Origin of the sequence: Aquiflexum gelatinilyticum (assembly GCF_024813435.1) — a bacterium.
GTDB classification, from domain to species: Bacteria; Bacteroidota; Bacteroidia; order Cytophagales; family Cyclobacteriaceae; genus Cognataquiflexum; species Cognataquiflexum gelatinilyticum.
This window is the reverse complement of the sequence record NZ_JANAEZ010000001.1, coordinates 212672-231004: the sequence shown is the minus strand read 5'-3', so window position 1 is coordinate 231004 and position 18333 is coordinate 212672. Positions and strand designations below refer to the sequence as shown.

Sequence of the window (18333 nt, the reverse complement as noted above, 5' to 3'; positions counted from 1 at the left end):
ATAGAAATTATAATAATTGAAAAACATTTAATCTGAATTACTGCATGGATTATTTTCGAGGTTTGATAGGTATTTTGGTTCTTCTTGCTGTTGCCTTTATTTTTTCAAGTAACAAAAAAAATGTGGATTGGAGACTTGTTGGGATTGGAGTGGCATTGCAGGCTTTATTTGGTTTTTTGATAACAAAAGTCGAAGCCGTAGCCCAATTATTTTCTTTGGTAAGCCGGGCTTTTGTAAAATTTCTAAGTTTTTCTGCCGATGGCGCGACATTTATATTTGGAGACCTAGCTACGAATTCATTTGGTTTCATTTTTGCTTTTCAGGTATTGCCCACTATAATTTTCTTTTCGACAGTTTCTGCAGGATTGTACTATTTGGGCGTTTTGCAGAAAGTTGTGTTTGGAATTGCTTGGGTAATGGCCAGAACCATGAGGCTTTCGGGTCCTGAGTCCCTTTCTGCTGCAGGAAATATATTTCTTGGTCAGACCGAAGCCCCGCTTTTGGTTCGGCCATTTATTCCTACCATGTCAAAATCAGAATTGATGTGTTTGATGACCGGAGGAATGGCAACAATTGCAGGAGGGGTTTTGGCCGGTTATGTAGCATTTTTGGGCGGAGATAATCCTGCTGAGCAAACAAAATTTGCAGCCTACCTTTTGGGTGCAAGTATCATGAATGCTCCTGCAGCAATAGTGATGTCCAAAATCATGATTCCTGAATCAGACAGGGATTCTATTAATAGTAAGCTAGAGGTCAATGAAGAAAGTATGGGGGTGAATCTTATTGATGCTATGTCGATTGGTGCCTCTGAGGGTTTGAAACTTGCCCTGAATGTTGGTGGTATGCTTCTCGCATTCATTGCGGTGATTGCGGCACTGAATTATATACTTTCAGGACTTATTGGAAACTATACAGGGTTGAATGATTTGATTGTTTCTTCTACCAATGGTCAATTCAAAGGCTTTTCTTTAGAATATATTCTCGGTCAGATTTTTCGGGTGTTTGCTTGGGTAATAGGTATAGAGTGGAGTCAAACTTTGCAGGTGGGCTCATTATTAGGTCAAAAAACAGTAATAAATGAATTCGTGGCTTACCTAAGTTTGGCAGATATGAAAAATGCAGGTACCCTTTCTTCAAAATCTATTGTAATTGCAACTTATGCACTCTGTGGTTTTTCCAATTTCAGTTCCATTGCTATTCAAGTAGGAGGAATTGGCAGTATTGCTCCAAACCAGCAAGGTAACCTTTCAAAACTAGGGATGAGGGCTTTGATGGCTGCGACTTTGGCATGTTTGATGACCGCAACCATTGCAGGGGCATTATTCTAAAACAAAAGGCCTGAATTTCTTCAGGCCTTTGATATTAATCTTCATGGACGACAATTTTTTCAATTTTATCACCTTGTCGGATTAAATCTATTACTTCTAATCCTTCCACAACCTTTCCAAAACAAGTATGTCTTCGGTCCAAGTGCGCAGTGTTATCTCTGCTGTGACAAATAAAAAATTGAGAACCTCCGGTATTTCTTCCTGCATGAGCCATAGATAAGACACCACGGTCGTGGTATTGGTTTTCACCGTCAAGTTCACATTCTATTTTGTAACCCGGTCCGCCGGTCCCGTTTCCTATTGGGCATCCACCCTGAATTACGAAATTTGGTATTACTCTATGGAAGGTCAACCCATCATAGAATCCTTTTTTAGAAAGCGTGATGAAGTTTTCAACTGCTTTTGGGGCATCTTTATCATAAAATTCCACTTTCATGAGGCCTTTTTCAGTATGTATTTCTGCTGTTTTCATAAATTTTATTTTGCCAAAAATAACAAATATTATTTGGTGTACTCCCAAATTGAAGAAAATAAAAAAGGAGTGCATTACACTCCTTTGGTTTGGGTTTATTTTCTGAAAAATATCAATTGACTAAAACAGTTTCTTGTCTTTCGGTGATTTTTTAAAACTGAAATCATATTTCAAATATAAATATTTATTGGATATAGAATAATAATAATCCTTATTTTTTGGCTAAACAATCGATTACGGAATTTTTTATTACCTAAATAAATGATTGGAAGACATTTGTACTTCTTTTCTCAACTTAAATGAAAAAGAGGTGAGTTTACTTGAGGATTAAAAATTTGGTTTTGACTCAAGAATAGTACAATTTGGTAATTTCTATTATCATTGCGATTGGAAAAAGTTTAATTAACCTTTAAAAATCAGAAATATTGGAAAATGAATTTGAAAAGAATCTTGGAGCAGGCTCTTTAGATTTGTATCCAGGTCCTACTATTTTCGGGCACCCAAAAGGCCTGATGACCTTGTTTTTTACAGAAATGTGGGAAAGGTTCAGTTTTTATGGCATGAGAGCCCTTTTGATTCTGTTTATGACGACCGCTATAGTCGATGGGGGTTTGGGGTTCGATGACAAAACTTCCGGTGCAATTTATGGTCTGTACACTATGGGAGTATATCTTCTGGCCCTTCCTGGAGGATGGTTTGCGGACAGGCTTTTTGGTTTGAAGAAATCTGTTTGGTATGGAGGGATCATCATCGCATTGGGACATTTTACCATGGCTTTGCCGGGATTGTTTAAGATATTCAGTGAAGAAGCGTCTGTTAAAGAATCGCTTTCTTCAATGGATACAAATTCTTTCTTTTTGGGATTGATTTTGATTGTCATAGGTACAGGTTTGCTTAAACCTAATATCAGTTCAGTAGTAGGTCAGTTGTATCCTTCAGGAAGTGTAAAAAGAGATGCCGGATTTTCTATTTTCTATATGGGGATTAATTTGGGTGGTTTTATTGCACCATTGGCTTGTAGTGCTGTTGCGACAGTTGATTGGCACCTGGGTTTTGGTTTGGCGGGACTAGGTATGGTTTTCGGGCTTATTCAATATAAAATGACCGCTAAAAGCCTTAATGGCTATGGTGATGATTTAGTTTTTGATACCAAAGAAAAAAAAGAAGAAAAAACCAAAATCCTAAAAGCATTGATCGGGATAGGTACAATCTTGGGTTTAGTGTTTGCTTTGATTTTTCTTGGAATAATTCCCGTCAACGCCAGTTCTTTGGCAGAAGGCTCAGGGATAGTATTTTTGATTTTAGCTTATGTATACCTGATTTATGTCATTGTATTTGGGGGGTTGGATGATGGAGAAAGAAAAAAAGTAATTGTGATTGGCATCTTATTTGTCTTTTCGGCTTTGTTTTGGTCAGGATTTGAACAAGCGGGATCCACTTTGAACTTATTTGCCGAAAGATTTACTGACAGGAGCTTCATGGGTGGAGAAATTCCTGCGGGCTTTTTTCAATCTGTCAATTCAATGTTCATTATTATCTTTGCCCCATTTTTTGGAGCAATGTGGATTTGGCTTGGGAGAAAAAACCTAGAGCCAAGTTCTCCGATCAAGTTTGCGATGGGATTGTTGCTTCTTGGTATAGGATTTTTGGTAATGTATTTTGCCGCAAAGATTGCTGCTTCAGGTGATTTGGCTGCACCCACTTGGCTAATATTTACTTATATGATCCATACATTTGGGGAGTTGAGTCTAAGCCCTGTAGGACTTAGCTTGGTTACCAAATTGGCCCCAAAGAGATATGGAGGTCAAATGATGGGGATTTGGTTTCTTTCAGTTGCCTTGGGCAATTTATTTGCAGGTTTGATTGCAGGGGAGGCTAGCGGAGGGTCTGAGGAGGCATTATCCCAAATGCCGGGTCAGTATATGATCATTGTCATTACTGCAGTTGGTGCAGGTCTCTTATTACTACTCTTAAGTAAACCTATCAAAAAGTTGATGGGTAATGTCCATTAAAAACTCAAAAAAAAGAAAATAAAAAAGGGTCTTAAATGACCCTTTTTTATTTTCTTTTAACTTCCTTAGGAGCTTTGGTGCTTCTAAAATCAATAAGGGAAAGGCCTGCGCCAAGTCCTGCAAGGATACAAACTATCAATAAGAACAATTGTGCACCTGAAGCAATAGGGGAACTGAATATTTGAAATAACATATTGGAAGGATTTCTTATGACTAATTTTTCGAAAGATAGTATAGAATGAATTTTGGACAAAATTTGAAATAAAAAAAGCAGGAAGAATGTTCAAACTTCCTGCTTTTTTTGTCCTAATCAATCAATTTCGTCATCAAAGTCTTCATCGAAATCGTCGTCATCGAAATCATCGTCTTCCAAATCGTCGAAATCTTCATCGAGAAGCTCGCTGTCTTCGTCTAGATCGTAGACCTCATCTTTAAATTCCTCAGCAAACTCATCGTCATCATCGAAATCTTCGATTTCTTCAAAATCGTCTTCAAAATCGTCCATAATATGAATAAGGTTAATGGTTTAAATATCAAATGGATTGATGGGCACTAATTAAAACAAAATAAATATTTAAGCAAATACCTTGTCAAGGTTATTTTTTTGCAACATAATAGCATCTAGCTTTACACTTTCCTCAAGCCACTGATTTTCTAGCATTTCCAACCAAGTTTCAAAATAAAGTAATACGTCACTGAGGTTGTTTTTTTTCAAATGGTCTCTTTTTGGAAACGGGATATTCTTAAGTATTTTAGGGTCAGACAATTTTTCAAGATGGCGGAGTTCATTTATGGTAAGACCTTTTTCGAGCATCTTACTGATCATAAGATCCATTGGATAGCCACTATCAGGACAATAATCAATCAATTGGTCATTCCAATCTCCAGATTTTTCCATTGCAAATCTATGGATCTCAGCTTTTGATAAGTGTATAAGCTCTTGGGCAAGATTTCCGCAATTGCAAGAACCCATATGTCCCCATTGATAAGGAGAACCTTTCTTTAATTTATCGATCGTATTTCTGATCGCAGCGATCAATTCAAACTTTGAAGCAGACATGGTAAGAAATTTTTATAAAAAGTTAACAATAAAATACCTTACTGGTTTGTCTAAAAAGAATATATTTTAAAAAATGGTCAATTATTTAATTGAAAATGTTTTGGATGTATTTTTTCACCAGAGGCTTAGATAGGTATTTCTTTACAACAGCATAATTTGTCGCCTTTACAATGTCTCTTTCGTCCACTGAACTGCTCAAAATGTAGATTTCAGGACTTAAATCCTTTGGTCTAAATTCTTCGAGAAAATCCCAACCTGTCATTTCAGGCATATTCAGATCCAAAAATAGGTAGTTGGGGTCAATATGATAAATATCTTGAAGTGCTTTTGTCGCACTTTGAAATTTAAAAATCTTATGAGGTACTTTAATATTTTTACTGATCAGCTTTTCGGTGACAAAAGTGCTGATTGGGTCGTCGTCTATGAGAACTATTCTTACCATATAATGCAAAATATTGAGTTTGAAATACAATATGTACAATACAAAATTACAGCTTAACTTCGTATTTACAATAGTTCTTCAATAAATTATCACTGATTTTTACTTTTTGGAGGGTTTGAATTTCTCTTTTCCTGTCGCAAGGTGAAAAAACAGGATGAAATCTGAAGCAAGCGAAAAAAATGGATGTTTAAATGTTGCAGGTTTGTTCTTTTCAAAAAAGAAATGTCCGACCCAGGCAAACCCATATCCAACAATGGGAATAGCGAAAAGCAGGGTATAATTGGAGAGATAGATAGCTGTTCCAAGAATAAAAAACAGCAGTGCAGTACCAATAAAATGCAATGTTCGGCTCGTCGGGTTTTGATGTTCAGACAAGTAATAAGGATAAAATTCCTTTAGGTTGGCGAATGGTTTTTTTGTGTTATTCATTTGAAAATTAATCGGCTTTTTTTGATTGAATATGTGTTTTGTAAGTTTCTGCTATTTTTTCAATTGACTTTAGGGCCTTATTTTTTTTGTCTTTTGGACTTGTTACTTCAGAAACTGCGGTAAGCTGCATCAGGATTTTGTCATTATTTGGATCAATAAAGTCAACCATTAGCTGCATGAGTTGATAATTCTTTGTGGAAACCATATTTTGTTGGTTATAAAACCTAGGATCAAACATCCATGGGTCCCAAACCCGGCCTCCCCACATTGGATATTGGTTGTTATAAACCTCTTTTTGCCTTGGGTCTTCATTTGAGGTATATCTTATGACTAATTCCGGATTTTCTCTTTCATAGCGGAGTCCTTGCGCCTCAAGCAGGTACTGTAATTCATCCGATACAAGCGCATCTAAATAAGTATCATTAAAACCCCGGTGACCTATTTCTTTATTGATAATTACAAAACTTCCATATTCTTTGTATGGAGCAAATTCTGTTTTCTCTTTAAAAATTTCTATGGAACTGCACGAAGCCGTAAAAAAAGTTATGAGGAGCAGCGGAAGGATATTTTTATTTTTGAATATCATGGTATTGCAATGAAGATTTATTTTTACCCAATATTTAACTCTAATATTTCAAAAAAGGATTTATTTGCATAAAATACTTCCTTAAAATTTCCCTGCTTCGGGTTAAAGTCCAAATTGTTATATTCTAAATCTTATTTAAGAATTTGTTTATTTTGCTTTTGTTATCTCTTAATCAAAACTTATGAAAAAATTATTTACCCTTTATTTTATTTTCTTATTGGCAAATTTTGCCTACTCGCAAGAAAGTGATATTCCTTCCGACAGTGTCTCTAAAGCATTAAAGGATACCACTTATTGGAATTCAGAATTAAGTATTGGCTTTAACCTTAATCAAGCTTCTTTTTCAGGAAATTGGAAAGCTGGAGGGGTAAATTCTTTTGCTTTGGGTTCTATATTTAGCGGAAAAGCCAACTATGCCAAAGAGAAATTGAGTTGGGACAATCAAGTCGAATTGATTTACGGAATTGTAAAAAACGACGATTTGGGTGTTAGAAAATCAAATGACAGAATTTTCTTTGATTCAAAACTAGGTTACAAAATCACCGATAAATGGAGCTATTTTACTTCCTTGAACTTTATCACCCAATTTACGGATGGATTTGATTACACTCCGGATGACCCGCTTTTGATTTCACGATTTTTTGCTCCGGCGTTTCTGACTTCCGGATTTGGTTTTGAATATAAGCCAAACGAAAATTTTGCAATGAGACTTGCCCCATTTTCTCCGAGATTTACTTTTGTGACTGACACGGAGTTAATCAATAATGTTCCGAATAATTATGGTGTACCCGAAGGGCAAAAATTAAGGACTGAATGGTTGGCTTTTCAGGTTTTTATGACTTACAATAAGAAATTCAGCGATAACCTTACTTTGAACTCCAGGTATCAGATTTTTGCGAATTTGGAGACTATAGAGTTCCGTACCATTGATCACCGATTGGATTTCACACTTATTGCAAAAATAACCCGATACGTAGATGTGACTTTTACAAGTATCAATGTTTACGATATTGACATGGTAGATGGGATACAATTTAGCCAAGCCCTCGCTTTAGGTATTTTGTACAAAGTCAACAATAAAAAGTAGGTTTTTCATTACCTTTTCTTTAAAAAATTTTGATTATTACATTTATGTATTATTTTTGTTTCAATTGTGGTAGTTAAATAATAGTTGGTTTAGTTTTCATAAAAAGGGCAGGAGAGTTTCTCCTGCTTTTTTACTTTTTGAGAATCTTTATACTGATTACAGGCATTTCAGTAAGTCCGATGAGGTTTTCTGTCACACTTGGAGAGAAATATTGCTTCAAATCTGATTTTCCAGAAGTAATGACTGCAATTCCATCTGCATCGATTTTTTCTCCATATTGTATAATTCCCCTTTCTTCTTTGAATGCATCAATGATGTTGATTTCATGCTCATAATTTGCATATTGGCTTAAGAATGTTTTTCCTATGCTCATGATATCATTGGTTTCAAGGAAGTAAGTTGGGGTGTTTACGTACAGAATTTTCAATTTCACCTGAAGAATTTCTGCAAGGTTCTCTACAATTTTAAATGTTTGGCCTGTTTCTTCCCTGAAATTGGTTGCAAATACCAACTTCTCAAGTTGGAGTTTTTTAGGAAGATTCTTGACTACAAATACTGGAACTATTGAATTTCTTAGCATGCTGTACGTGTTTGTTCCCAGAATATAATCTTTAAAACCATAAATTCCATGTGAACCCATGACGACCATATCAATATGTTCATCTTCTACAAATCGATGGATTTTCTCATTGCTGTTGTTGAAAACCAGCACTTTTCGGCATTTAATTCCAATAGATTCGGCTTGCTTTAGCAATTCTGTGAGTTTCTGTTTTGACTGAGAAATGGCTTCCTTGGCATCAGGAAAAATATTTTCCTGCTCTTTGGTCAATTTTGACCAATCTACAGGTGTGTTGATGACATGAAGGAAAACCAACTCAGCCCCAATTTTTTGGGCTAAGAACAGAGCATATTTTTCAGCATTTTTTGCACAGTCTGAAAAATCTGTTGGGACAAGTATCTTTTCCATGGCTCTTGGGGTTTATTTTTTCTGAATTATTATAAAAATACCCTTGCAAAAAGTAAATTATACTATTCTATATCAGTGACTTGTATGATATATGTCAGTAAGAAAAAAAGCCCCAAGGTTTCCCTTGAGGCTTTGTGCGCGCGGAAGGATTCGAACCCTCAACCCTCGGAGCCGAAATCCGATATTCTATCCAATTGAACTACGCACGCTTATTACACTGCTAATATTAAGAAATAGCAGCCTTTACTTTTTCTGCCGCATCCTTTAGGGTGATGGCAGAAGATACTTTTAAACCTGATTCGTCTATGATTCTAGCACCCTCTTCTGCATTGGTACCTTGTAGCCTTACAATTATTGGAACAGGAATATTTCCAATAGACTTGTACGCTTCTACTACACCATTTGCAATTCTGTCACACCTTACAATACCACCAAAAACATTTATAAGAATCGCTTTGACATTAGGATCTTGAAGAATGATTCTAAAACCTGCTTCCACTGTGACGGCATTGGCTCCACCTCCTACGTCTAGGAAGTTGGCAGGCTCACCACCGGAAAGTTTGATCATATCCATAGTTGCCATAGCTAATCCGGCTCCATTGACCATACAACCCACATTTCCATCTAGTTTCACATAGTTAAGTCCGGATTTTCCCGCTTCTACTTCTAAAGGGTCTTCTTCAGCGACATCTCTCAATGCAGCCAAATCCTGATGCCTGTATAATGCATTGTCATCCAGATTCACTTTAGCATCTACCGCAAGGATTTTATCGTCGGATGTTTTCAATACAGGATTGATTTCAAACTGAGCAGAATCAGAACCTACATAAGCATTGTATAGATAGGTAATGAACTTCACCATTTCTTTAAAGGCATTGCCTTCCAGACCTAATTTGAAAGCTACTTTTCTGGCTTGGAAACCTTGCAACCCAACTTTGGGATCAATCCATTCTTTGATTATTTTTTCAGGATGTTTTTCGGCGACTTCTTCAATGTCCATTCCACCTTCAGTCGAAGCCATGATTACATTGCTTCCTTTTCCTCTATCCAACAAAATGGATAGGTAATATTCTTTTGGTTCGGAAGCACCCGGATAATATACATCCTCGGCAACCAACACTTTATTTACTTTTTTTCCTTCAGCACCTGTTTGGATGGTTACCAATGTTCCACCAAGAATTCCGGCAGCTTTTACAGGAACATCTTCTAGGCTTTTGGCTAAAACAACTCCTCTCGAACCTGTTTCATTGACCAATCCTTTTCCTCTTCCACCTGCATGAATTTGGGCTTTGATTACATACCAGGACGTTCCGGTAGCAGCGTTCAGCTTTTTGGCAGCTTCCAATGCTCCTTCGGGGCTGTCAGCGACTATCCCTTCCTGAATCCTGACGCCATAGCTTTTCAAAAGTTCTTTAGCTTGATATTCGTGTATGTTCATCCTTATGAAAATTTTTGCCCGAAGTTAAGCGCTACTTGTTTATTTATCAAATTAACATTCGGTCTTTTGGTAAATAAATCCATTCAATGGTTACATAGGAATCTGTAATATTTATATTTGGTGACCAAAAACACATTATATGTTAGTTGCAAAAGGAATCCACAAAAACTATGGAGACTTGCATGTCCTCAAAGGCGTGGACGTGAGTATCAATTCTGGCGAAGTTGTTTCTATTGTGGGATCCTCGGGAGCAGGAAAAAGTACTTTATTACATATTATGGGAACTTTGGACCAAGCTGAAAAAGGCGAGGTGCGGATCGGAAATACCTTGATAACAGGTCTGAAAGGGGATAAGCTTGCCGAGTTTAGAAATAAGGAAATCGGTTTTATTTTTCAGTTTCACAATCTACTTCCAGAATTTACAGCCGAAGAAAATATCATAATACCCGGACTCATTGCAAATATGCGTATAGAGGAAATCAGGCAAAGGGCAAGGCAATTGGCTGAAAGGTTGGGGATAAGCAGTAGACTAGGGCACAAACCTTCAGAACTTTCAGGCGGAGAACAACAAAGGGTAGCCGTTGCAAGGGCTTTGGTCAACGATCCCAAAATTGTATTTGCGGACGAACCTAGCGGAAACCTTGATTCCAAAAGTGCCCAAGCCCTTCATAAATTGTTTTTTGAATTGAGAAAGGAATTTGGCCAGTCTTTTGTCATTGTTACCCATAACCAAGAGTTAGCCCAAATGGCCGACAGAACACTTGTCATGCAGGATGGAAAAATAATCGGGCAATAAATCACTCCTTTAATTGCTTCACCATTTCATCGACATGTTTTTTTGATTCAAACATATCAGAATAAACCCCCTGAATGACTTGGTTACTGTCAATGAAATAAGTGACTCTCTTTGGCATATTTACTATTGGTATCAAAGCATCATAAGATTTACAGACCTTTCCTGAAGCATCACTAAGTAATTCGAAGGGAAGTTTATGTTCTTTTTTGAATTTATGATGGGTAGTAATTGTATCTCTGCTGATTCCTACAACCGGGATATCCAATTCCTGAAAAGCTTCAAACTGATCTCTAAAATCACAAGCTTCTGCCGTACATACTTTTGTGAAATCTTTCGGGTAAAAATAAATTACACAGGGTTTGCTGGATGCGTTTTTTGACAAGGTAAAATTTTCCCCGGAGGTAGATGGTAACGTAAAGTCAGGTGCTTTCTGCCCTTTTTTGAGTGCCATTCAGATTTATTTATTTTCAATTATAATACTTTAAATTTCACCGATTGTTCAAAATGACCATCATAATTCAAATATAATTTGAACCAATCTGTAAAGGTTTTTTTTATTCCATTAGATTTGAAAAAGCCTTAATTCTTTGAATAAAAAAAGCGTCCAACACATGTTATTGGCAGGGTTTCTATTTTCCCTGATGAATGTTTCTGTCAAACTGATTCCACATATTCCTGCCATAGAAATTATCCTTTTTAGGTCTGTATTCAGTTTGATTCTGACTTATATTTTGCTCAGGAAGGAAGCTGTCCCGGTTTTTGGAAATAACAAAAAACTTCTGATACTCAGAGGAATCGCAGGTTCTGTTGGTTTGATAACATTTTTTTATACACTTCAGAGCATTCCGCTTGCCAGTGCAGTGACGATCAATTATCTCGCACCCATTTTTACAACCATTCTGGGAATCTTCATTGTAAAAGAGAAAGTGAGAGCCAAGCAATTCCTCTATTTTGGAGTTTCGTTTGCAGGAGTGGTTATTATCCAAGGTTTTGATCCGAGGATCACTTTTTTGGATATGACCATTGGATTGGTTTCTGCTTTGGCCATGGGTCTGGCATATAATATCATCAGAAAAATAAAAAACTCAGAACATCCTTTGGTCATCATGTTCTATTTTCCATTCATTACCATTCCGGTCGCAGCATTGATCAGCTATTTTGTTTGGGTGATTCCTATAGGATGGGATTGGGGAATTTTGTTGGCTGTAGGATTGCTGACCCAGTTTGCGCAATATTTTATGACTTTGGCTTACCAAAATGCCAACCTTTCCAAAGTGGCTAGCCTCAGTTATATAGGGATAATCTACGCCTTAAGTTTTGGTTTCCTTATTTTCAATGAAACCTATAGCCTTATGGTATTTTTCGGTATGATTTTGGTGCTATTTGGGGTGGCGATGAATATATTTAAATAAAGTGGTTACGTTATAATAATCTGTTTCGACAAACAACAAAGCGCGATTTCATGAAATATCTTATAGGATTTTTAGTTCTGGTAATTTCATTTGCCTTTCTGGCATGTGAATCTACAAATGTTCCTGATGATGGAGATTTGGTGTCCTTCGATTGTGCGGATTTTGCTTATCCGGACACGATATTTTATATCAATGAAAATTTAGATAACAAAATCATTCCTGTCAAAAACCTGAACGGCACTTTTTCTTCCGTTCCCGAAGGCCTTGTCATCAACGAATCGACCGGGGAGATTGACATCAATGAAAGTGAAACAGGCTTGAAATACAGAATTTCATTTAGCCCATCTGGTTCTGAAATTTCTTGTACCTATGAATTGACTATAGGAGGGGTCAATTATCTTGACAAGGTTTATATCCTGGATCAAGATGATTTTTTGGCAGTACCGATATTCAATGCTGAGCGGGATGCCATCAGCCCATGTCCGGATGATGATGACAGTGACGACGACGATGATGATTCGGATGATAACAGTGTTTGTAAATTTGGTGAATTAGGTCCTGACGATGAGGATATTTCCGATTTGGGTATAGAAATCAATAATTCTACAGGAATCATAGATCTTAAGAAAACATTGGAAAACGGTGCGTTTGGTGACAATCCTGTCAACGGGTCAGAGTTGGATGCCAAGTTGTACTACAGATTGCAGGACCAAACCTTGGGAGCATTGAATGACATAGATTTAAAAATCTTTTATTTCGCTACTTTGGCGGATGTTCCTCAGAGTCTTTTGGATGAGATAGACCAAAAAAATGCTGACTTATTGGAAGAAAGAAATGGAATAATGAATTCCAATGCGAGGATATTTGCAGAAAACCCCAAAGCGAAACCAAGACCACCTTACCTTTTGATTGTTGCGAGGTTACAATAATTTGGGTATTATTACCCAAATTATTTAATGCCATTGATCTGTGCACCTAAGGTGGTTTCTAATTTTCATCACATTACTCTTTCAAAATCCCCCAGCCGGTGATAGTCCTGATTTTGCCAAAAAATATCAGGAGGCAATAGCTTTTTTTCAGGCAGAAGAGCCCACTGAATTAACCGATAGCCTTGCCAGATCACTTTTTTTGGAGGTTGTTTCCGGTGCAGCTTCTAATGAAATCGAAAGCTGGGTTTTGTTGGATTCTTATGAAAAACTTGGAAGCCTGGCTTTGATTGGCGGTGATTTGTCCGCCGCAGTCAATCATTACCGAAAGGGACTGGAATTAAAAAACAACCAAAATATTTTAGATTCACTGTTTTTTGGATCTAACTTATTTATTGGAGAGACTTATTACCTTTTGAGTAAGGCAGATAGCAGTATCTATTTTTTGGAAGAAGCGGAAAAATTAATCCCTTTGAAAAAATCCAATGAGGAAGCTTCAAGATTGTATAATTCATTGGGTGTAATTTATTTTGAATCAGGTAATTATACCCAAGCAATTAATTACTTCAATAAATCAAAAAACCTTATCATCCCACGGGAATCTTACGATGCACTTGAGCCATATTACAAATATGCCTTGTTCAGTTTCATGAATAATATCGGCACATCCTTATTGCAACTTGGAAAAACAGATAGTGCATTACATATTTATAATAATCTCCTTGGTTTTGAAATCAATAAGAATCAGGTTTATTCCCAACTGTCCAAGATTTACCTCAAGAAGGAAAATCCCGACTCTTCTCTATATTTTTTGGATAAAATAATATCTCCTGAATATGTGAACAATCATTCATACCAAAACCAATTGGCAGAAATTCTATTGTCAAAAGGAAAATTGGACGAAGCCAAAACCGGTTTGCTTGAGTTTTTGGAAAAAAACGGGGGAATGAATCACAAAGTCGCTGATTTCAAACTTGGTAAAACTTTTCAGATTTTAGGTAAGATTGCCTTTCAACAAAAAGATTTTCAAAACGCAGTCCATTATTTTCACCAATCTATCATTCAGACCGATGGATTGTTTGATAATCAAGACATTTTTGAAAATCCAAAGGAATACAGTGTTGGTTTTGCCACTTTTTCATTGGTAGAAAGCCTGGTGGGTAAGGCCCAAAGTTTTATAAAACTGCATGAAAAGGAGAATAATCAGGCTTATTGGGATGCAGGTTTGGAAACCTATCAGACAGCATTTGATATCGCGTCTTTCGTGGGTAATTTTTATGACAATGATGAAGCTCGGATATTTTTAGGTGATTTTGTTTTGGAAGCATACCAAGAAGCGGTGAATACGCTATTAATCTATACTGATTCTGAAGACAAAAAAACTCGGATATACAAAGCAATAGCATGGGTGGAAAGCAGTAAATCCACCTCTTTGAATATCGGGATGAGGGAAAAAAAGCTTAAAAAGATATCAGGAATTCCAATAGCGCTCCTTCAAAAGGAAAGCGATTTGCAATTTTCCATTTCAAAAATACAGCAGAGAATTCTTAATGAAAATAAAGAAGAGGAATTGAGGGTCTTACAATCAGAGCTCACCGACAGGCGTTTGGAGCTTTCGAGACTGCATAAGGAATTCAATGATATTCCTGATTTTGTTGCCCAAAAGACAAAAAATCAGTCAATTGACTTGAATTATATCCAAGAATCAATTTTGGATAAAAACACATTACTGTTATCATTTTTTGAATTGAAAGACAGGGTTTTACTTTTTACTTTGGATCAAGATGAAATTCTGGTAACAGAAATAGGGGATAAGGAAACTTTGGAAGGCAAGATTCTAGAATTTAAAAAGAGAATAATTGGTTACGAGGCTGGTGAGAAATATGAATTTGGAGGTGCAGGAAATGTTCTCTTTGAAAAAATATTGGGTCCGGTATCTGATAAATTGGACGAGTATGACCACTTGATGGTGATTCCCCATGGAATTTTGGCAGACTTACCTTTTGATTCGTTTGAATCATCACCCTCAAAATTTTTGATTTTTGACCATTCCATTTCCTATCAATTTTCTCTCAAACTTTTGGAATCATTCGAGTCTCGAGACTTTGAGGATGAAGTCAAAACCGGATTTGCACCGTTTTATGACAATTCGTGGAAAGATGAAAATATCAATCTTACCCAACTTCCCTATTCCAAAGATGAAATCAATTCTTTGCATGGAAAAAGTTTTATCAGCAGTGAGGGTACTAAACGAAATTTTTTGGAAACAGCGTCCGGTTCTGAGGTGATCCATTTGTCAACCCATGCGCTTCCAGATCCCAATGATCCGCAACAGGCATTTATTACTTTCTTTCCCGGAGATATTGAGAGTAGGTTGTTTACCCATGAAATCTATAACCTAGATTTATCCAAATCAGCTTTGGTATTTCTTAGTGCATGCGAAACGAATTTTGGAAGTCTCAGCAAAAGCGAAGGTATATTGAGTATCTCGAGGGCATTTGCCTTTGCAGGTTGTCCAAATATCATTTCGACCTTATGGAAAGCAGAGGACAAGTCAACCGCATACATAACTGATAGATTTTATTCACACGTTGAGAATGGATTGTCTTATGCTGAGGCGTTAAGAGAGGCAAAAAAAGACCTTTTGGAAGATGAAAAAATGGCTCAGTTTCATCATCCTGTTTTTTGGGCTCACCTGGTTTTGGTTGGATCCATTCCGGCAAAAACTTACTTTGATTATTTGCCTGTTTATTTATGGATATTTGCATTTATACTTTTGGGGTTTGGATTCCTTTTAGTCAAAAACAGGTTTTCAAACATGTCTCATTCAGGATAAATTCTATTCAAAATTGAAATGGTTTTTATTTTCATTTAAAAACAAAAACCACCATCATCGATGGCGGTTTTTTCGTTCACTAGGGCCTAAAATTAAATTAACGTTTACTTTAGTCTAACTCAACCTCTATTTCAGAAGAAGCTTTTATATTATTTTTAACTTTTTCATAGAGCGATTTATTGCTGTTTTTGGAGATAATAACCATTCCATCTGTTTCTACAGCCTCTTGTAACTCAGAATCAGATACATTTTGAAACCAGTTTAAAGCATTGATTTCAAATAGCGCAAGGGGATTGTTGATTCTGTCCACTTTGAAGTAATTATCGTCATCTTCCGCTTCAATTTCTACTTCGAAATCAATATCATCTCCAAAAAACTCAAACTTAAATGGCTTGCTAGTTCCGTCAGCATTGTTGATTTTTCCTTCGAAATAGATACTTGGTTCATTTTTGTAATCAATCAGATCAACTTCCAATTCTATTTCTTTGTACTCTCCTTCAGGAATATTGATGAAAAAATCAGTGGATTTGTCCAAAGCGTCAAATGTGATTTTTCGGATGTCTCTGAATTTTATTTCAATCTCATTGCTGTCATCTCCACCATTGTCATCGTCGCTATCGTCATTATTATCATCGTCGCTATTATCATCACTATCATCGTCACTTGTACCGGTTCCCCTTTGCTTTAGCTCAAGTTCCAATTCTTTGATTTGGATAAAACCGCCTTCGATACTTAGGCTACTGTTCAAGGTTCTTGCGTTTTCGGCATTGAGTTGGTTTGTCTTCAGGATAAAAGCTATCCCCATTTTTCCTTCTCCAATACCCGGGATTTCTTCTTCCGGATTACAGGAAGAAAACATAATGGCAGCTACCAAAGCTAAAGAGGCTAAATAATTTTTTAATGTTCTCATAGTTGAATGTTTTTAGTTTCGTTTGTTGGTCGAATCTGCTTTGTGAAATGTAACCGCGGACTATGAAAATTTTTATTTTTTTATTCTTTGAGTTTAAATCTTGCAGAAATCATGGTTTGAAAAGGTCCAAAGCAAATATTTTGATCCTGTCATCTATGCCAAAAGACCCATGATAAGTATGTTTAGGGTTTGAGACAATTTGAGCCATGGTAGATTTTGCCGCTTCGTAGTTTTCTGATTTGAGATAACTCAAAAAGAGATAATAGTCTATCTCATCTTCAAAAAGCTTTTCCTGACTGTCGGCATTGATTTTCTTCAGCTTGTTGAGATACAATATGGCATTGGTATCATCACCAAGTTCAAAATAAGATACTGCAGCCAGGAATAGGATTTTTCTATCAGGTTCCTCGATCGAGACTCCTTTGGTTACAGAATCCCAACTTTTGTTTTTGAAGTGAGTTTCAAGAATTTTTTCTTCATCTCCGTCCGAACGCATGGTCGGGATTTCGTATGCAATATATTTTTCTTGATATAGGCTGTTAGGGAGGTTTTGTACCCAATAATTACCAACCAAAAGCAGAGTCATAGTGGCTGCAATTCCGATCACCCATCCAAATGGTTTGAATTTGACTACTTTGCCTTTGGGGCTTTGGTTTGATTGCTCTTTTTCAAATTCCCGATAGATTTTGTTTACCGTTTCTTTATGTCCAGACATTCGGATACTTTCTCTTGAAAATGCCAGGATATCAAGTAATTCCTTCAGGTCAGGATTTGAATTTATTTCTGACAGAAGTTTATCGGCTTCTTCTTGGTTTAGGTTACCGTCCAGGTAATCATCCAATAGGGCTATATATTTATCATCCAGCATATTGAAGTGCGTTTTTAACTGTGGAATATGTTTTTTCGTCGGACTGGATTTTTTCAATCAGACTTTTGAGGCATTTATGTTTTTTGTTTCTAAGAACTTGTTCACTGGAGAAGTCTTCCTTTTCCATGATGTCTTTCATGGACAGGTTTTCGTAGTAGAAAAGAAGGAGAATATTTCTGCATTTGTCGCCAAGGGTCTGAAAAAGATCCATTATCAATTTGCGGCTTTCGTGTTTTGCAAGGCTTTGGCTTATATCCTGACTTACCGACTCCTTTTCTTTTTCAAATATTTCATTCCTAACTCCCATACTTTTCCTTTTTCTTAATTCAGTGATCCAAAGATTTTTTACAATGGAATAAAGGAAAGATTTTACCCCGGATTCTTGCCTGTATTTATTTTCCTCCACGGTTTTGATAAAAACCAGGAATGCTTCCTGAATGATGTCTGCGGCGTCATCTGTACTTCCGCTGTTTTGCAGTACATAGTTTTCGAGATACCTGTAATAGCCATCATACATAAACCTTATTGCCGGGTTTATATTATTGCGACTACTTATAGCTTCTATCAATTCTTGGTCTGAATATTTATCAGTTTTTTTCATTCCCTTATACCTGTTTGTCGTAGCTGCTTGTTGGATTGTAACCGTTTGGATTCCCAATTATAAAAAGAATTGAGAATTGAAGCGCTTAAATATGTTTCTCTTTTGGTCAAGTGATATATTGCGAATTGAAAGAAAATAAAACGGCTTTTCTAAAAGAAATTTT

20 protein-coding genes and 1 tRNA gene are annotated in these 18333 nt (G+C 36.5%); 7 read left to right on the top strand and 14 right to left on the bottom strand.

All coding sequences use genetic code 11. The features are described from left to right. Window positions 1-44: 44 nt before the first annotated feature. Complete coding sequence (locus NK987_RS00890) at window positions 45-1328, top strand: NupC/NupG family nucleoside CNT transporter (protein ID WP_258423532.1); 1284 nt, start codon at window positions 45-47, stop codon at window positions 1326-1328. 34 nt (window positions 1329-1362) lie between these two features. Here the strand turns inward: NK987_RS00890 and NK987_RS00885 are convergent, their stop codons facing one another. Continuing rightward, window positions 1363-1800 (bottom strand): peptidylprolyl isomerase, encoded by a 438-nt coding sequence (locus NK987_RS00885; RefSeq protein ID WP_258424577.1) that lies wholly within the window; start codon window positions 1798-1800, stop codon window positions 1363-1365. A gap of 512 nt (window positions 1801-2312) precedes the next feature. Between NK987_RS00885 and NK987_RS00880 the strand changes: the two genes are divergently transcribed. Further along, the gene (locus tag NK987_RS00880) at window positions 2313-3812 is read left to right on the top strand and encodes a peptide MFS transporter (RefSeq protein ID WP_420839783.1); all 1500 of its coding nucleotides are present in this window, start codon (window positions 2313-2315) and stop codon (window positions 3810-3812) included. A 46-nt stretch (window positions 3813-3858) separates the two neighbouring features. On the opposite strand, the gene NK987_RS00875 is transcribed toward NK987_RS00880, so the two are convergent. The 6 genes from NK987_RS00875 to NK987_RS00850 all read right to left on the bottom strand — a co-directional run bounded on the left by NK987_RS00875 (window position 3859) and on the right by NK987_RS00850 (window position 6329). Next, window positions 3859-4005, bottom strand: coding sequence for a hypothetical protein (locus tag NK987_RS00875; protein ID WP_258424575.1), 147 nt, complete (start codon window positions 4003-4005; stop codon window positions 3859-3861). Window positions 4006-4122: 117 nt separating this feature from the next. Further along, window positions 4123-4317 (bottom strand): hypothetical protein, encoded by a 195-nt coding sequence (locus tag NK987_RS00870; protein WP_241124775.1) that lies wholly within the window; start codon window positions 4315-4317, stop codon window positions 4123-4125. Between the two features lie 69 nt (window positions 4318-4386). Beyond that, complete coding sequence (locus NK987_RS00865; RefSeq protein ID WP_259262338.1) at window positions 4387-4872, bottom strand: hypothetical protein; 486 nt, start codon at window positions 4870-4872, stop codon at window positions 4387-4389. An 85-nt stretch (window positions 4873-4957) separates the two neighbouring features. After that, complete coding sequence (locus NK987_RS00860) at window positions 4958-5314, bottom strand: response regulator (RefSeq protein ID WP_259262337.1); 357 nt, start codon at window positions 5312-5314, stop codon at window positions 4958-4960. A gap of 99 nt (window positions 5315-5413) precedes the next feature. Further along, complete coding sequence (locus tag NK987_RS00855) at window positions 5414-5743, bottom strand: Mpo1-like protein (RefSeq protein WP_259262336.1); 330 nt, start codon at window positions 5741-5743, stop codon at window positions 5414-5416. 7 nt (window positions 5744-5750) lie between these two features. After that, on the bottom strand, window positions 5751-6329 hold the full coding sequence (locus NK987_RS00850; RefSeq protein WP_258424571.1) for a DUF4136 domain-containing protein: 579 nt from the start codon (window positions 6327-6329) through the stop codon (window positions 5751-5753). Between the two features lie 181 nt (window positions 6330-6510). Between NK987_RS00850 and NK987_RS00845 the strand changes: the two genes are divergently transcribed. After that, window positions 6511-7416 carry a DUF3078 domain-containing protein gene (locus tag NK987_RS00845; RefSeq protein ID WP_258424570.1) on the top strand — a complete coding sequence of 302 codons (906 nt, stop codon included), beginning with the start codon at window positions 6511-6513 and terminating at the stop codon, window positions 7414-7416. Between the two features lie 130 nt (window positions 7417-7546). Here NK987_RS00845 and NK987_RS00840 read toward each other — a convergent pair whose 3' ends face one another. The 3 genes from NK987_RS00840 to sucC all read right to left on the bottom strand — a co-directional run bounded on the left by NK987_RS00840 (window position 7547) and on the right by sucC (window position 9821). Next, on the bottom strand, window positions 7547-8383 hold the full coding sequence (locus tag NK987_RS00840; RefSeq protein WP_259262335.1) for a universal stress protein: 837 nt from the start codon (window positions 8381-8383) through the stop codon (window positions 7547-7549). Between the two features lie 135 nt (window positions 8384-8518). Beyond that, window positions 8519-8592, bottom strand: a tRNA-Arg gene (locus NK987_RS00835). Between the two features lie 17 nt (window positions 8593-8609). Further along, complete coding sequence (gene sucC / locus NK987_RS00830; protein WP_259262334.1) at window positions 8610-9821, bottom strand: ADP-forming succinate--CoA ligase subunit beta; 1212 nt, start codon at window positions 9819-9821, stop codon at window positions 8610-8612. 139 nt (window positions 9822-9960) lie between these two features. Here sucC and NK987_RS00825 point away from each other — a divergent pair, with 139 nt between their 5' ends. Beyond that, on the top strand, window positions 9961-10617 hold the full coding sequence (locus NK987_RS00825; RefSeq protein ID WP_259262333.1) for an ABC transporter ATP-binding protein: 657 nt from the start codon (window positions 9961-9963) through the stop codon (window positions 10615-10617). Between the two features lies 1 nt (window position 10618). Here NK987_RS00825 and NK987_RS00820 read toward each other — a convergent pair whose 3' ends face one another. Continuing rightward, window positions 10619-11068, bottom strand: coding sequence for a peroxiredoxin (locus tag NK987_RS00820; protein ID WP_259262332.1), 450 nt, complete (start codon window positions 11066-11068; stop codon window positions 10619-10621). 160 nt (window positions 11069-11228) lie between these two features. Here NK987_RS00820 and NK987_RS00815 point away from each other — a divergent pair, with 160 nt between their 5' ends. From NK987_RS00815 to NK987_RS00805, 3 genes are read left to right on the top strand one after another with little or no spacing between them, the layout of a single operon-like run. Then, window positions 11229-12029: a DMT family transporter gene (locus NK987_RS00815; RefSeq protein WP_259262902.1), complete on the top strand. Its 801-nt coding sequence runs from the start codon at window positions 11229-11231 to the stop codon at window positions 12027-12029. A 50-nt stretch (window positions 12030-12079) separates the two neighbouring features. Then, window positions 12080-12958 (top strand): hypothetical protein, encoded by an 879-nt coding sequence (locus NK987_RS00810; RefSeq protein WP_259262331.1) that lies wholly within the window; start codon window positions 12080-12082, stop codon window positions 12956-12958. Window positions 12959-12998: 40 nt separating this feature from the next. Next, window positions 12999-15791: a CHAT domain-containing protein gene (locus NK987_RS00805; protein WP_259262330.1), complete on the top strand. Its 2793-nt coding sequence runs from the start codon at window positions 12999-13001 to the stop codon at window positions 15789-15791. A gap of 109 nt (window positions 15792-15900) precedes the next feature. Here the strand turns inward: NK987_RS00805 and NK987_RS00800 are convergent, their stop codons facing one another. The 3 genes from NK987_RS00800 to NK987_RS00790 all read right to left on the bottom strand — a co-directional run bounded on the left by NK987_RS00800 (window position 15901) and on the right by NK987_RS00790 (window position 18170). Beyond that, window positions 15901-16701 (bottom strand): hypothetical protein, encoded by an 801-nt coding sequence (locus NK987_RS00800; protein WP_259262329.1) that lies wholly within the window; start codon window positions 16699-16701, stop codon window positions 15901-15903. A 109-nt stretch (window positions 16702-16810) separates the two neighbouring features. Next, a complete protein-coding gene (locus NK987_RS00795; RefSeq protein ID WP_259262328.1) occupies window positions 16811-17569 on the bottom strand; it encodes a tetratricopeptide repeat protein in 759 nt (252 codons plus the stop codon). Further along, window positions 17559-18170 carry an RNA polymerase sigma factor gene (locus NK987_RS00790; RefSeq protein WP_259262327.1) on the bottom strand — a complete coding sequence of 204 codons (612 nt, stop codon included), beginning with the start codon at window positions 18168-18170 and terminating at the stop codon, window positions 17559-17561. The genes NK987_RS00795 and NK987_RS00790 overlap by 11 nt, the downstream gene beginning before the upstream one ends. Window positions 18171-18333 lie beyond the last annotated feature (163 nt).